The organism is Streptomyces sp. XM4193 (assembly GCF_023072595.1).
Classification (GTDB): domain Bacteria; phylum Actinomycetota; class Actinomycetes; order Streptomycetales; family Streptomycetaceae; genus Streptomyces.
On record NZ_JALLGK010000002.1, the window covers coordinates 199,504 to 213,490 of the forward strand.

The following is a 13,987-nucleotide window of genomic DNA, read 5'->3' on the forward strand; positions in this document are numbered from 1 at the left end:
TGGTCGGGGTGGGGCGGACGGGAAGCGTCCGCCTGGTCCCCGCCAAGGTGTCGTCTCTTCCCGAATCGAGAAAAAGCCGCAGCTCAGCAGCGATGAACGCGGTGTATACACCTCGGCTATACATCAGGTGTATACGTCTCGTGTATAGTCCTCGCCATGTCCATCAGTCACACGTTGCTCGGCCTCCTGGAGTCGGGGCCCCGCCACGGATACGACCTCAAGAAGGCGTTCGACGAGCGCTTCGGCCACGACCGGTCCCTGCACTACGGCCAGGTCTACTCGACGATGTCGCGGCTGCTGAAGAACGGCCTCGTGGAGGTCGACGGCGTCGAGGCGGGCGGCGGGCCCGAGCGCAAGCGGTACGCCATCACCGACGCCGGCATCACCGATGTCGGGCAGTGGCTCGCCACCCCCGAGAAGCCCGAGCCCTACCTCCAGAGCACGCTCTACACCAAGATCGTCCTGGCGCTGCTGACCGGGCGGGACGCCGCCGAGCTGCTCGACAGCCAGCGGGCCGAGCATCTGCGCCTGATGCGCGAGCTCACCCGCCGCAAGACCGGTGGAGATCTGGCCGACCAACTCATCTGCGACCACGCCCTGTTCCACCTCGAGGCCGATCTGCGCTGGCTGGAGCTGGCCGCGGCACGCCTCGACAAGCTCGCCAAAGAGGTAAGCGCATGACCGGCACGACCACCACGGGGGCCACGGGCGCACTGCTGTCCGCCACCGCGCTCCGCAAGACGTACGGCACCACCGCCGCCCTGGACGGCGCGGACTTCCAGATCCGGGCCGGCGAGATCGTCGCGGTGATGGGGCCCTCCGGCTCCGGCAAGTCCACGCTGCTGCACTGCCTGGCCGGGATCGTTCCGCCGGACGAGGGCCAAGTGCACTACCAGGGCCAGGAGTTGTCGGGCCTGTCGGACGCCGAGCGCAGCGCACTGCGGCGCGGGGCCTTCGGCTTCGTCTTCCAGTTCGGTCAGTTGGTGCCCGAGCTGAGCTGTGTGGAGAACGTCGCGCTGCCGCTGCGGCTGACCGGTGTCGACCGGAAGACCGCCGAGAGCAGGGCGGCCGAGTGGCTGGAGCGCCTGGAGGTCGCGGACGTCGCGCGGAAGCGACCGGGCCAGGCGTCCGGTGGCCAGGGGCAGCGGGTCGCCATCGCCCGCGCGCTGGTCGCCACGCCCCGTGTGATCTTCGCGGACGAACCGACCGGCGCACTCGACTCCCTGAACGGCGAGCGCGTCATGGAGCTGTTGACCGCCGCCGCCCGGGACACCGGCGCCGCGGTGGTGCTGGTGACCCACGAGACCCGGGTCGCCGCCTACTCCGACCGCGACGTCGTCGTACGGGACGGCAAGGCCAGGGACGTGGCCGGCATGGCGGGCGTCGCGTGAGCGCGGGCAGCCGTGTGCCGCTCGGCCAGTGGACGCGCGAACTGCTGCTCGGCGCGCGCTTCGCGGTCAGCGGCGGACGCGCCGGCTGGACCCGTACGCTGCTCACCTCGCTCGGTGTGGGCCTGGGTGTCGCGGTGCTGCTGCTCGCCGCCTCGGTACCGACCGCGCTGACCGCCGGCGACATCCGCAAGAACGACCGGGACTGGACGTCGTCGGAAGGCGTGAAGAAGGCGGAGCACACCGTCCTGCTCTCCTGGGTCTACACCGACTTCCGGGACGAGACCGTCTCGGGCAGAGAGCTCCAGGCCGAGGGCGACCCCGCGAAGGCGGTGCTCCCGCCGGGAGTGGACAAGCTGCCCGCGCCCGGCGAGGCACTGGTCTCGCCCGCGCTGCGGGACCTGCTGGAGACCGAGGACGGCAAGAAGCACCTCCAGCCCCGCTTCGACTCGCTGACGATCACCGGAACCATCGGCGACCAGGGGCTGTCGGGCCCCTCCGAGCTGCTCTTCTACTCCGGCAGCGACAAGTTGGACGCCGAGTCCGGCCACGTCTGGCGGGTGTCGGGCTTCGGCCACAGCGAGCCCAACGATCCGCTCGGGGTCGCGCTGGTGGCGCTGGTCGTGGTGATGCTGGTGGTGCTGCTGCTGCCGATCGCCGCGTTCATCGCCACGGCCGTGCGCTTCGGCGGTGAGCGCCGCGACCAGCGGCTGGCCGCGCTGCGCCTGGTGGGCGCCGACAACGGCATGACGCGCCGGGTCGCCGCGGGGGAGTCCCTGGTGGGGGCCGTCTTCGGCCTGGTGCTGGGCAGTTGGCTCTTTCTGCTGGGGCGCTCCCAGGCCCGGTCGGTCGACCTCTACGGCATCGGCCTCTTCCCCTCCGACATCGCACCCGGCTTCCTGCTCACGCTGCTGATCGTGGTGCTCGTGCCGGTCTGCGCGGTCGGCGTGACCCAGCTCGCACTGCGCAAGGTCGTGATCAGCCCGCTCGGAGTGGCGCGCGAGGGCGTCGACCGGGGCAGACGGCTGTGGTGGCGGCTGGCGACCCTGCTGCTCGGAGCCGTCCTGCTGTTCGCCCTCGGGCCGCGCTTCAGCGGTGGCGGAGTGGACGTCTGGCTGCTCGCCGGCTCGGTGCTGCTCACCCTCGTCGGAGTGACCTCACTGCTTCCTTGGCTGGTGGAGAGGGTCGTGGACCGGCTGCCGGGAGGTTCGCTCTCCTGGCAACTGGCCACCCGCAGGCTCCAGTTGAACAGCGGGCTCGCCGCCCGCGCGGTCAGTGGCGTCACGCTCGCGGTGGCCGGCGCGGTGGCGCTCCAGATGCTCTACGGCTCCGTGCAGCGCGACGACGCCCAGGACACGGGCATGGACACCACGCAGGCCGACGTCATGGTGTACTCCGGCGTCGAGGGCGGTTCGGACGGGGAGCGGCTGGCCGGGCAGATCCGCGGGGTCGACGGTGTGCGCTCCGCCCACGGCTACCTCACCGGCGAGGCGGTCCACGAGCACACCAGGGTGAACGAGTGGGACGTGCGCGAGTCGGTGACCTTCACCGTCGCGGACTGCCCGACCCTGCGCTATCTGCTGGACATCGACTCCTGCACGGACGGAAGCACCTGGTTCGCCGCCGACCCGAACCTGCCCAAGGACGAGAGGCCGAAGGTCCCGGAAGCCGGGGACCGGTACGACCTGCGGGCCGACCCCGAGAAGGCCCGGTCGCAGAACCCGGACTGGTGGACGGTCCGCGGGAAGGTCGAGCAGGCCCGGGTCGGCAAGGACGCCTCCGGCTCCCAGGCGCCGTACGGCCTGTACACCACGCCCTCGGCGCTGGCGCCCGAACGGCTAGGAGAGCAGGCGGCGGCACACGTGCAGGTGCGTATGGTCGCCGAGGGCAAGGAGCGGGCGGACGGCTTGGAGCGCATCCGCAACCTCGCCCCCGTCACCGATCCGAACTTCTCGGTGCAGGAGCTTCAGTCGAAGGCCCAGTCGGACGAGTTCACCGCGCTCAGCAACGCGCTGATGGCGGGCGCCGTGCTGGTGATGCTGCTGATCGGCGGCTCGATGGTCGTCTCCACGCTGGAGCAACTGAGGGAGCGCAGAAGGCAGTTGTCCGTACTGGTCGCCTTCGGCACCAAGCGCTCCACGCTCGGCGCCTCGGTGCTCTGGCAGACGGCGATCCCCGTCGGCCTCGGGCTGACGCTGGCGACGGCCGGAGGAGTGGGCCTGGGGCTGCTGCTGCTGCGGATGGTCGGCGGCGGGGTGGTCGACTGGTGGGCGTTCCTGCCGCTGGTGGGCCTGGGCCTGGCCATGATCGGCCTGGTCACGCTCGCGAGTCTGCCCGCACTGTGGCGCATGATGCGCCCCGACGGGCTTCGCACCGAGTGAGTCCGGCCCGCACCGGAGCCGTCAACTGTCGTGCCCGGTAAGGGAACTGACGCGCTCTCCACTCCCGGCCCGGTGTCCGTCGTCACGACGGACGCCGGGCCGGAGGCGTTCCGCCCGGCGACGAGGGTGGCGCGGAATCACTCCTTCGGGTTAAAGTGATATCACTTTGAAAGCACCGAACGGGGGCTCCATGACCAAGCACGAAGACAACATCCGGGACGCGGCCGAGAGCGGCGGGACGGCCCACACGGGCGAGGCTCTGACGTCCGAGGGGCTGGAGATGCCCAAGGCGCCCGTAAGGGAGCACGCCGCGCACAGCGTCTCGGGCGTGGTGGGGCTGCTGATCTCCATCTTCGGTCCGCTGATCGGCGCCGCCGTGGTGATCGCGGGCGGAGTGCTCACCGCGAACGTCACACCCGCGGTCGGCGTACCGCTGATCGTCCTCGGTGCGCTGCTGTTCGTCGGGTCCCTCGTCGCGTGGAACGGCGTGAAGATGGTCGCCCCGGGCGAGGCCCGCGTCATCCAGCTCTTCGGCCGCTACGTCGGCACCGTCCGCGAGGACGGGCTGCGCTGGGTCAACCCGCTGACCAGCGCCGCCAGGATCTCCACCAGGGTCCGCAACCACGAGACCGCCACGCTCAAGGTCAACGACGCCAAGGGCAACCCGATCGAGATCGCCGCCGTCGTGGTCTGGCAGGTCGAGGACACCGCGCAGGCCGTCTTCGCGGTGGACGACTACGAGGAGTTCGTCACCACCCAGACCGAGACCGCGCTGCGCCACATCACCACCCACTACCCGTATGAGGCCGATGACAGCGAGCTCTCGCTGCGGGACAACGCGGAGAGCATCACCGACCAGCTCTCCGCCGAGGTCGAGGCCAGGGTGAAGGCCGCCGGTGTGAAGGTGATCGAGTCCCGGTTCACCCACCTCGCCTATGCGCCCGAGATCGCCGCCGCGATGCTCCAGCGCCAGCAGGCGGGCGCGATCATCGCGGCCCGCGAGCTGATCGTCGAGGGTGCCTGCGGCATGGTGGAGCAGGCCATCGCCCGTATCACCGCGCAGGACTTCGTCGAGCTGGACGAGGAGCGCAAGGCGGCGATGGTCTCCAACCTGCTGGTCGTCCTGTGCGGCGACCGCGCGCCCCAGCCGGTCGTCAACTCGGGCTCGCTGTACCAGTGACCGAGCGGCCCAGCCGCCCGGCCCGCAAACAGGTGCTGCTGCGGCTCGACCCCGCCGTCCACGACGCGCTCGCGCGGTGGGCGGCGGACGAGCTGCGCAGCACCAACGCGCAGATCGACTTCCTGCTGCGCAAGGCGCTCGCCGACGCCGGTCGACGGCCGAAGGACGCCCGGCCCCACCCCCGGCGCGGAAGACCGCCGCGGGAGCCCGCACCCGAGGACGCCGGTGGCCCGGATGCCGGTGGTCCGGATGCCGATGGCGACCCGGAGTAGCGGGCCGCGGCCGGCGGTTGTGGGGAGTGAGAGGCGACAGACGATGGCAGTGGCGGCAATCGTGGAGATTTTGCCCTTCGGGTGACCATCGCGGAAAACCTTGGTGGGCGTCGCAATCACCCTGGGCGACGACGCGCGGGAGCCCCTAGGCTTCGGAGGGGCCGCTCGTGCGACCCCTGCTGCGGGCAGTCCGCGGACGAAGGGAAGACCCATGAACGGCGCACCGTCATTCTTCGAGCTCGGGGTGGAGGACGCGGACAAGGCGCGTTCCTTCTACGGCGACCTGTTCGGCTGGAATCTGCCGCCCGGCCCCTCCGAGGGCGGGTACCGGATCAACACCCCCACCATCCCCGGCGGCGTGCACGGAGGCGACTCCGGGGCGAGCCCGTACATCTTCTTCCAGGTCGACGACATGGACTGGGCGCTGCTGCGGGTGCAGCAGCTCGGCGGCACCGTCCAGGAGGCCGACCTCGGCGGGGACGAGGAGTCCGTCGCCAAGTACGGCAGGTTCAAGCTGTGTGTGGACAACCAGGGCTCGCCGTTCGGCCTGCACCAGCCGCCGGCGCAGCCCGCGAGCTGAGCGGGCCGGCGCCTGCGACACGGCCGAGGGGCCGCCTCCCGACATCTGGGAGGCGGCCCCTCGGCCGTCCCGCGCCCGGGGTCAGTCCGCTGCCGTACCGCAGGCGGTTGCGGTCGGAGCCGGATCGTCCGGCTGTACGGGGCGCACCGGCAGCTGGGCGAGAGCCTTGCGCAGCGCGTCCGCGAAACCCTCGAACTCCTGCTGTCTGGCGGTGCCGGTGCGCATCGCCAGCGCGACCCTGCGGGTGGGCGCCGGGTCGGAGAAAGTGCCCGTGGTGAGGCGGTCGTTGCGCGCGGTCTCGACCCGAAGTGCCGTACGGGGCAGCAGAGTCACGCCCATTCCGCCGGCGACCAGCTGGACCAGAGTGGACAGTCCGGCGGCGGTGGTGGTCACCGGCGGTCCGTCGGTGCGCCCCGCCTCCCGGCAGACGTCCAGGGCGTGGTCGCGAAGGCAGTGACCCTCGTCGAGCAGCAGCAGCGGCAGCTGCCGCAGGCGCTCGCGTGCTATGTCAGCCCGGCCGGCCAACTCGTGGTCGCGCGGCAGGACCAGCACGAAGTCCTCGTCGAACAGGGGCAGGCAGTGCACCGCACCGGCTCCGCGCGCGGTGTCCAGCGGCACCGCGAGCAGCAACAGGTCGAGGCGGCCGGAGGAGAGACCGTCCAGCAGGGATGCCGTCTGCTCCTCGTGGACCTGGAGGTCCAGCTCGGGATAGCGGTCGTGCACCAGCCGCAGCACCGTGGGGAGCAGATACGGCGCGCAGGTCGGGATCACGCCGAGCCGCAGCGTCCCGGTGAACGGAGCCCGGACCGCCTCCGCCTCCTCGACCAGCTCGGCGACCGCGTCCAGCACCGTGCGGGCGCGCGCGGCCAGCCGCTCACCGGCGGGCGAGAGCAGCACCTTGCGGGTCGTGCGCTCCAGGAGCTGCACTCCCAGGCTCTCCTCCAGCGCCGACACCGCGCCGGACAGCGCTGGTTGGCTCATTCCGATCTCCGCGGCCGCTGCCCTGAAGTGCAGATGCTCGGCGACCGCCGCGAAAGCGCGCAGCTGGGCCAGGCTCGGCTGGCGCGGACCGGCCGCGGCGGGCCTGCGACCGACGCGGCTGTGCGGGATGCGGGCGCCCCCGGGCTCGCCCTGACCCGGCGCGCGGTGCCCGGACCGGTGCTGCGGACCGGGTGCGGCGCGACGGTCCGGGGCGGTGCTCGCGCGGTGGTCGGCCCGTCGGGGCCCGCGGCTCTCGGGGCCGGGGCCCGGATGGGAGGTGGGGGACATGCTCGGGTTCCGATCGGTTGTGCAGCGCAGTACGGGGCAGTGCAGTTCACTGCTTGTGCGAGGAGCGGTCGGGGCGGTGTCGTGCAAAGGAATGCAAACGGTCGAACGCACCTCCGCCCGGCGATGCGGGGCCCCTCGTCCCGCGGGCGCGGGCAGGTGCCGGAAGGTGGTGCACAGGGGTTGTGCCGACCGCGGACCCGGTGATAGGCGACCCCGATCAACGGGTGACAGTCTAGCTATTTCTTTGATCAATGACCGCTGTGGGAGGCTGGCGCTCCGTCCAACCCTCAGGGGTGCCCTGACCTGCGTCTGTGCGGCGCTTCGGGCGCTCCTTCGTGATCAAGGAGAGCACGTGCTCACTGTTGGTGACCAGTTCCCCACCTTCGACCTGACCGCCTGCGTCTCGCTGGAGAAGGGCGAGGAGTTCCAGCAGATCGACCACAAGACCTACGAGGGCAAGTGGAAGGTCGTCTTCTTCTGGCCCAAGGACTTCACCTTCGTCTGCCCGACCGAGATCGCCGCCTTCGGCAAGCTCGACGAGGACTTCGCCGACCGCGACGCGCAGATCCTCGGCGTCTCCGGCGACTCCGAGTTCGTCCACCACGCCTGGCGCAAGGACCACGACGACCTGCGCGACCTGCCCTTCCCGATGCTCGCCGACTCCAAGCACGAGCTGATGAGCGACTGCGGCGTCAGGGGCGAGGACGGCTTCGCCCAGCGTGCCGTCTTCATCGTCGACCCGAACAACGAGATCCAGTTCAGCATGGTGACCGCCGGTTCCGTCGGCCGTAACCCCAAGGAGGTCCTGCGGGTGCTCGACGCCCTGCAGACCGACGAGCTGTGCCCCTGCAACTGGAGCAAGGGCGAGGACACCCTGGACCCGGTCAAGCTGCTCGCCGGCGAGTGAACTGACCGACCAAAGCGGAAAGCGGAGAGATCCACCATGGCACTGGACGAACTGAAGTCGGCTCTGCCCGACTACGCCAAGGACCTGAAGCTCAACCTCGGTTCCGTGATCGGCAACTCCGACCTCCCGGCCCAGCAGCTGTGGGGCACGGTGCTCGCCTGCGCGATCGCCTCGCGGTCGCCGAAGGTGCTGGCCGAGTTGGAGCCGGAGGCGAAGGCGCAGCTCTCGCCCGAGGCGTACACCGCGGCCAAGTCCGCCGCGGCGATCATGGCGATGAACAACGTCTACTACCGGACCCGGCACCTGCTGTCCGACCCGGAGTACGGCAACCTCCGCGCCGGTCTGCGGATGAACGTCATCGGCAACCCGGGCGTGGAGAAGGTCGACTTCGAGCTCTGGTCGCTCGCGGTCTCCGCCATCAACGGCTGCGGAATGTGCCTCGACTCCCACGAGCAGGTGCTTCGCAAGGCCGGGGTCGACCGCGAGACGATCCAGGAGGCGTTCAAGATCGCCTCGGTGCTCCAGGCCGTGGGCGCGACCCTCGACGCGGAGGCCGTACTGGCCCCCTGATCCCCGCCGCTTGCGCCACCGCGCCCCGGTACCGGTCACTGGCCGTGCCGGGGCGCGGTGCGTCGGGCCCGGTGCGTGACGGCGTCGGGCGGCAGTGCGTGGCGTGCGTGGGGCGGCGGTACGTGGCGTGCGTCGGGCGGCGGTGCGTGGCGTGCGTGGGGTGCGTCCGGGCGTCCCGGGGAACGTACGGGGGCGGCTCCGGTCAGCTTCTGCCGCCCGGAGCCGCCCCCGTGTGCCGGGTCTGCCCCGGCCGCGTCGCGGTCTCCGCTAGGGCAGCGGGAGTTCGAACCAGACGACCTTGCCGGTCGAGAGCCGGGTCGCGCCCCAGCGGCGCGCGAGGCGGTTGACCAGGAACAGGCCCCGGCCGCCCTCGTCGGTCGCCCGTGCCTGCCGCAGCCTCGGCAGCTGCGGCACGTCGTCGCCGACCTCGCAGCGGAGCCGGTCGGTGCGCAACAGCCGCAGGGTGATGGGGCGTTCGGCGTACCGCACCGCGTTGGTGACCACCTCGCTGACCAGCAGCTCCACCGTGTCCGACAGGTCCTCCAGGCCCCAGCGCGCCAGCGCCCGGCGGGCCAGCCTGCGTGCCTGCGAGGCGGTCTGCGCCCGCGGGTCGAGGAACCAGTACGCGACGTCGCTCGGCGCGATGCCGTCGAAACGGGCGGCGAGCAGCGCTATGTCGTCGTCCCGGTCGCCCGGCCCGAGGATGTCCAGCACCTCGTCGCAGAGCGGCTCCAGCGGCGCCGGGGTGTCCTGACGCGTCAACTGGGCGGTCTCCACCAGCTTCTCGCGCAGCTGCTCGATCCCGGTCCACACATCGCGGTGGCGCGACTCGACCAGCCCGTCGGTGTACAGCACCAGCGTCGCACCGGCGGGCGCGTCCAGCTCGACGGCCTGGAAGTCCACACCGCCCACGCCGATCGGTGCGCCGGCCGGAATGCGCAGCACCTCCGCACGTCCGCCGCGGTGCAGCATCACCGGTGGCGGATGGCCCGCGTTGGCCACCACCATCCGGTGCGCGACCGGGTCGTAGACGGCGTAGAGGCAGGTCGCCATCCGGTCCCGGCCGAGCCGCTGGGCCTGCTCGTCGAGGTGGTGCAGCACCTCCTGGGGCGGCAGATCGAGCTGGGCCAGCGTCTGCGCGGTGGTGCGCAGCTGGCCCATGATCGCGGCCGAGGTCATGGAGTGACCCATCACGTCGCCCACCACCAGCGCGACCCGGCTGCCGGGCAGCGGGATGGCGTCGTACCAGTCGCCGCCCACCCGGGCCGACTCGGCGGCCGGCAGATAGCGGCTGGCCAACTGGACGCCGGTGGGCTGCGGAAGGGTGTCCGGGAGCATGGTGCGCTGGAGCTCGTCGGCGATGTACGCCTCGCGCCCGTAGAGGGCCGCCTTGTCGACGCCGAGCGCGGTGTGCGTCGCCAACTGCGCGGCGACCAGCAGATCGTCGGCGGCGAAGGACTCGCGCTCGGGCCTGCGCAGGAACACCGCCGCACCGATCACCCGACGCCGGCCGCGCAGCGGGGCGAGGATCGAGCGCTGGCCGTCCGGCACGTCCCGGTCGCCGCCGAGCAGCTCCTGCAGCGCGCCGCCCGAGGCCGGCGAGTCGCCGAACAACGGACGTACGCCGCGCAGCACTTCGGCGAGCGCACCGCCGTTGGGAACCTCGGTCAGCTCCGACGCACCGCCGGAGGGGCGGTCCACGAACGGGGCGAGCCGGGGGCCGGTCCCGGTGCCGCCCTCGCCGAGGTGGTCGGGCAGCCGGTCCGAACGGCGCAGCCGCAGCCGCAGCGGACCGGTCGGACGCTCGTCACCGACCGGCAGGGGATCGCGCAGATAGACCAGGATCGCGTCAGCGAAGGCGGGCACCGTCGCCCGGCACAGCCCCAGCACGGTCTCGTCGAGATCGACACCACGAGCGATCCGCCGGGTCGCGGCGCCCACGAAACGCAGCCGCTCACCCCCGGACTCCACTCCCACGCCCGTGCCGCCCACTCCCGTACCTCCGCTGCTGTTGCCGCTGCCGCCGCCACTGTCCCCGATGCCCCCGCCGACCGCGGGTCGCGAGACCCCCGCGCCGCTGTCCGGGGTGCGCCCGTGCTCCGCGGGCGCACCGGGCTCCGTTTCGGGACGCGCGCCGGGGTGCGCACCTCCCGAGTGACCGTCCGTCGTTCCCGCGCGGGCGTGCGGTATCGCGCCGCCGCCCGGCTGGGCCGCTGAGCGGGTCGCGGCGTCGGGTTGCTGAGGGGTGGTCGGGTACTCCGTCACGTGCAGGGCATCCATCCGCGTGGAGTCGTCATGGTCGTCGGCAGTTGAGGAAGAGCTGGATCTCAGGGGCGACATCCGAGGTGGCGGGCGCGAAGGAATAGGCATCCTCCGTCTCGACCTCGAGGCCCGCCTCCTCCACCAGCGCGCGCAGCTCCTCCCGCAGATAGCCCGATACCCGGATCGAATTGCCGAGGAACGGGATCGTACAGTCGTCCACGTCGGCCTCCACCATGGACAGCGCGAGCAGTCCGCCGGGGCGCAGCAGCCCGTGCACCATCCGCAGCGCGACCGGGATCTCGTCCTTGGGCAGCATCAGCAGCGAGAAGAAGGCCGCGACGCCGTCGAAGGTGCCGAGGCCGGCCGACTCCAGGTCGGCCAGATCCATCACCCGGAACTCCGCCTGCGGCACCTCGGCGGAGGCGATCCGCACCATCTCGTCCGAGAGGTCGACACCGAGCACCGAGTGCCCGGCCTCGGCCAGTTGACGCGCGGTCGGAAGGCCGGTGCCGCAGCCGATGTCCAGCACCCGGGAGCCCTCGGGCAGCGAGCCGGCGAGCCAGCCGCCGCTGACCAACTGGCCCTCCTTGTGCGGGAAGGCCTCGTCGTAGCGGTCGCCGATCGCGTCGAACGCCTCGGCCTGGCCTCCCCTGTCGATACGGGACCGGTCGTACGACTCGTACGCGCCCGGTGCGTCCGTGCTGCTCACGTCGTGGCTCCTTCTGCGACTGGCCAGCCGCCTCGACGGCTGTGCCGGCCTCGCCTCGCGGTTGACGATGATGGGTCAAGTCCTGTGCAGTGCGGTGGAGTTGCTTCCGCGTACCTCTGCGCGAGCCACGCGGGCTGATCCTACGGTCACCGGCCCGGGGTCGATCAAGGGGTGCACGCCCGATGATGGCGGTCCCAGTCCTCCGGCAGGTCGGGTACCGGCCACCGCGGGTCCGGCCGCCAGTCCTCCCAGCGCCCGTCGAACGGCGGCCCCCACTGCTGTACCACCGCGAGCGCCTCCCGCCCCGCCGCTCTCACCCGTTCGGCCTGTCCGGCGTCGAGCAGACCGGCCCGCTGGGCCTCCTGGAACTCGTCCTCGTCGCGCCAGATCCAGCTGCGGTCGGGGTAGACCTCCAGGTCGAGGAAGTGGTCCTCGGAGTCGACACCGCCCGACCAGCGGGCCAGCGGCTCCTCCAGGTTCACGTACCAGTTCCTGAACTTCCAGCCGCGGTCCCAGAACAGCCACACCGACCACGGCGCACCGGGCTGCGCGAGCATCACCACTCCGGGGCCGTACCAGCGCGAGCGCACCGTCGTACGGGGCTTGGTGTAGCGCGTGGCCAGCGGTTCGAGGTGCACCGGAGTGCCGTCCGCCAGCTGCGGCTTGACGCAGGGGGTGCCCGAGGCCATCCACGTCGCCAGCAGCTGCGGGGTGTCCTGGATGACCGTCACGGGGCGGCAGATGTGGGGTTCGGAGCGGCCGTTCGCCCGGTAGCGCCAGAGGATGGGCGTACCGGGTGCCCAACGGCCCCGTACCGGCCGGGTGTCCCGGGGGTGCTGGATGTCCGCTGTCATCCACGGATCCTACCCGCGGGTCGTGTCGGTGGGTGGGCGTACCAACGTACGCGGGGCGCCGCACGCCGGACCGGTGGTCCCGAGCGCGGCGCCCCGCGGGGCTCGGAGGGCGCGGGCGGCCCCGAGCGGGTCAGGGCCGGGTCATGCGCAGGACGTCCAGTGCCTCGTCGAGCTGGGCGAGGGTCAGTTCGCCGCGCTCCACGTAGCCGCCGTCCAGGACCGCCTCGCGGATCGTGCGGCGCTCGGCGAGCGCGGCCTTGGCGACCTTGGCGGCGGCCTCGTAGCCGATGTACTTGTTCAAAGGAGTGACCACCGAGGGGGAGGACTCGGCGTACTCCCGGGCGCGCTCCTCGTTGGCGGTGATGCCGTCCACGGTGCGGTCGGCGAGCAGGGTGGAGGCGGCGGCGAGCAGGCGCACGGACTCCAGCACGTTCCTGGCCAGCACCGGCAGCATCACGTTGAGTTCGAAGTTGCCGGCGGAGCCCGCCGCGGTGACGGTGGCGTCGTTGCCGACGACCTGTGCGGCCACCATCAGCACCGCCTCCGGGATCACCGGGTTGACCTTGCCCGGCATGATCGAGGAGCCGGGCTGGAGATCGGGCAGGTTGATCTCGGCGAGACCGGTGCGCGGTCCGGAGGCCATCCAGCGCAGATCGTTGGCGATCTTGGTGAGGCCGACCGCCACGGTCCGCAGTTGGCCGGAGGTCTCCACCAGCGCGTCGCGTGCGCCCTGCGCCTCGAAGTGGTCCCGCGCCTCGGTCAGCGGCAGGCCGCTGGCGCGCGCGACCTCGGCGATCACCGCGGCGGAGAAGCCCTCCGGGGTGTTGATCCCGGTGCCCACGGCCGTTCCCCCCAGCGGGAGTTCGGCCAGCCGCGGCAGCGCCGATTCCAGACGCTCCACGCCGTACCGCATCTGCGCCGCGTAGCCCGCGAACTCCTGGCCGAGGGTGACCGGGGTGGCGTCCATCAGATGGGTGCGTCCGGACTTCACCACCGGGGCGAACTCCTCGGCCTTGCGCTCCAGCGCCGCGGCCAGGTGCCGCAGCGCCGGGACCAGATCGGCGGTGACCGCCGCGGTGGCGGCGATGTGGATGGAGGAGGGGAAGACGTCGTTGGAGGACTGGCTGGCGTTGACGTGGTCGTTGGGGTGGACCGGGCGCCCGAGCCGTTCGCCGGCGAGGGTGGCGACGACCTCGTTCATGTTCATGTTCGAGGATGTGCCCGAGCCGGTCTGGAAGACGTCGACGGGGAAGTGCTCGTCCCAGTGGCCGTCTGCGACCTCCTCGGCGGCGGAGCCGATCGCCGCCGCCATCTCCTGGTCCAGTACGCCGAGTCGGGCGTTGACGACGGCCGCGGCGGCCTTGATCTGGGCGAGGGCCCTGATGTGCGCGCGTTCCAGCCGCTGTCCCGAGACGGGGAAGTTCTCCACCGCGCGCTGGGTCTGCGCACGCCATTTGGCGTCGGCGGGCACCCGTACCTCGCCCATGGAGTCGTGCTCGATCCTGAAGTTGCCTTCATCGCTCATAAGGCAACCCTAAGTTAACCGTGCGCAAGTGGTCGGAAGCGCGCGGGAAGGGGCGAGCGGGGGCGCGGGGGTGCCGAACTCCCCGGCCGC

The 13,987-nt window shown here is 71.7% G+C and carries 13 protein-coding genes; 8 read left to right on the top strand and 5 right to left on the bottom strand.

Annotated elements, in window-relative coordinates:
• Positions 1-156: 156 nt before the first annotated feature.
• From MTQ01_RS08110 to MTQ01_RS08135, 6 genes are all read left to right on the top strand, one after another.
• Positions 157-681 carry a PadR family transcriptional regulator gene (locus tag MTQ01_RS08110; RefSeq protein ID WP_247488100.1) on the top strand — a complete coding sequence of 175 codons (525 nt, stop codon included), beginning with the start codon at positions 157-159 and terminating at the stop codon, positions 679-681.
• Positions 678-1,391: an ABC transporter ATP-binding protein gene (locus MTQ01_RS08115; protein ID WP_247488102.1), complete on the top strand. Its 714-nt coding sequence runs from the start codon at positions 678-680 to the stop codon at positions 1,389-1,391. Before MTQ01_RS08110 ends, MTQ01_RS08115 begins: the two co-directional genes overlap by 4 nt.
• Positions 1,388-3,769 carry an FtsX-like permease family protein gene (locus MTQ01_RS08120; RefSeq protein ID WP_247488104.1) on the top strand — a complete coding sequence of 794 codons (2,382 nt, stop codon included), beginning with the start codon at positions 1,388-1,390 and terminating at the stop codon, positions 3,767-3,769. The genes MTQ01_RS08115 and MTQ01_RS08120 overlap by 4 nt, the downstream gene beginning before the upstream one ends.
• Positions 3,770-3,959: 190 nt before the next feature.
• Positions 3,960-4,949: an SPFH domain-containing protein gene (locus tag MTQ01_RS08125; protein WP_374207651.1), complete on the top strand. Its 990-nt coding sequence runs from the start codon at positions 3,960-3,962 to the stop codon at positions 4,947-4,949.
• Entirely contained in the window at positions 4,946-5,221 is a 276-nt protein-coding gene (locus MTQ01_RS08130) for a hypothetical protein (protein WP_247488106.1), read from the top strand. The genes MTQ01_RS08125 and MTQ01_RS08130 overlap by 4 nt, the downstream gene beginning before the upstream one ends.
• A gap of 211 nt (positions 5,222-5,432) precedes the next feature.
• On the top strand, positions 5,433-5,801 hold the full coding sequence (locus MTQ01_RS08135; protein WP_247488108.1) for a VOC family protein: 369 nt from the start codon (positions 5,433-5,435) through the stop codon (positions 5,799-5,801).
• An 81-nt stretch (positions 5,802-5,882) separates the two neighbouring features.
• Here the strand turns inward: MTQ01_RS08135 and MTQ01_RS08140 are convergent, their stop codons facing one another.
• Positions 5,883-7,070, bottom strand: a complete 1,188-nt coding sequence (locus tag MTQ01_RS08140; protein WP_247488110.1) for a hydrogen peroxide-inducible genes activator — start codon at positions 7,068-7,070, stop codon at positions 5,883-5,885.
• 352 nt (positions 7,071-7,422) lie between these two features.
• Between MTQ01_RS08140 and MTQ01_RS08145 the strand changes: the two genes are divergently transcribed.
• Both MTQ01_RS08145 and MTQ01_RS08150 read left to right on the top strand, forming a co-directional pair.
• Positions 7,423-7,977: a peroxiredoxin gene (locus tag MTQ01_RS08145; protein ID WP_247488111.1), complete on the top strand. Its 555-nt coding sequence runs from the start codon at positions 7,423-7,425 to the stop codon at positions 7,975-7,977.
• Positions 7,978-8,013: 36 nt separating this feature from the next.
• Positions 8,014-8,547 (top strand): alkyl hydroperoxide reductase, encoded by a 534-nt coding sequence (locus MTQ01_RS08150; protein WP_247488113.1) that lies wholly within the window; start codon positions 8,014-8,016, stop codon positions 8,545-8,547.
• A gap of 267 nt (positions 8,548-8,814) precedes the next feature.
• On the opposite strand, the gene MTQ01_RS08155 is transcribed toward MTQ01_RS08150, so the two are convergent.
• The 4 genes from MTQ01_RS08155 to MTQ01_RS08170 form a co-directional block, all read right to left on the bottom strand.
• Entirely contained in the window at positions 8,815-10,827 is a 2,013-nt protein-coding gene (locus MTQ01_RS08155) for a SpoIIE family protein phosphatase (RefSeq protein ID WP_247488115.1), read from the bottom strand.
• A gap of 13 nt (positions 10,828-10,840) precedes the next feature.
• Complete coding sequence (locus MTQ01_RS08160; RefSeq protein WP_247488117.1) at positions 10,841-11,518, bottom strand: class I SAM-dependent methyltransferase; 678 nt, start codon at positions 11,516-11,518, stop codon at positions 10,841-10,843.
• A gap of 164 nt (positions 11,519-11,682) precedes the next feature.
• Positions 11,683-12,372, bottom strand: a complete 690-nt coding sequence (locus MTQ01_RS08165) for a DUF402 domain-containing protein (RefSeq protein ID WP_247488119.1) — start codon at positions 12,370-12,372, stop codon at positions 11,683-11,685.
• 130 nt (positions 12,373-12,502) lie between these two features.
• The gene (locus MTQ01_RS08170; protein WP_247488121.1) at positions 12,503-13,897 is read right to left on the bottom strand and encodes an aspartate ammonia-lyase; all 1,395 of its coding nucleotides are present in this window, start codon (positions 13,895-13,897) and stop codon (positions 12,503-12,505) included.
• Positions 13,898-13,987: the final 90 nt, after the last annotated feature.

Coding starts and splice junctions, on each gene's coding strand:
- MTQ01_RS08155 (WP_247488115.1), bottom strand. CDS start 10,827: ATGGATGCCCTGCACGTGACGGAGTACCCGACCACCCCTCAGCAACCC.
- MTQ01_RS08140 (WP_247488110.1), bottom strand. CDS start 7,070: ATGTCCCCCACCTCCCATCCGGGCCCCGGCCCCGAGAGCCGCGGGCCC.
- MTQ01_RS08165 (WP_247488119.1), bottom strand. CDS start 12,372: ATGACAGCGGACATCCAGCACCCCCGGGACACCCGGCCGGTACGGGGC.
- MTQ01_RS08150 (WP_247488113.1), top strand. CDS start 8,014: ATGGCACTGGACGAACTGAAGTCGGCTCTGCCCGACTACGCCAAGGAC.
- MTQ01_RS08125 (WP_374207651.1), top strand. CDS start 3,960: ATGACCAAGCACGAAGACAACATCCGGGACGCGGCCGAGAGCGGCGGG.
- MTQ01_RS08170 (WP_247488121.1), bottom strand. CDS start 13,897: ATGAGCGATGAAGGCAACTTCAGGATCGAGCACGACTCCATGGGCGAG.
- MTQ01_RS08115 (WP_247488102.1), top strand. CDS start 678: ATGACCGGCACGACCACCACGGGGGCCACGGGCGCACTGCTGTCCGCC.
- MTQ01_RS08110 (WP_247488100.1), top strand. CDS start 157: ATGTCCATCAGTCACACGTTGCTCGGCCTCCTGGAGTCGGGGCCCCGC.
- MTQ01_RS08135 (WP_247488108.1), top strand. CDS start 5,433: ATGAACGGCGCACCGTCATTCTTCGAGCTCGGGGTGGAGGACGCGGAC.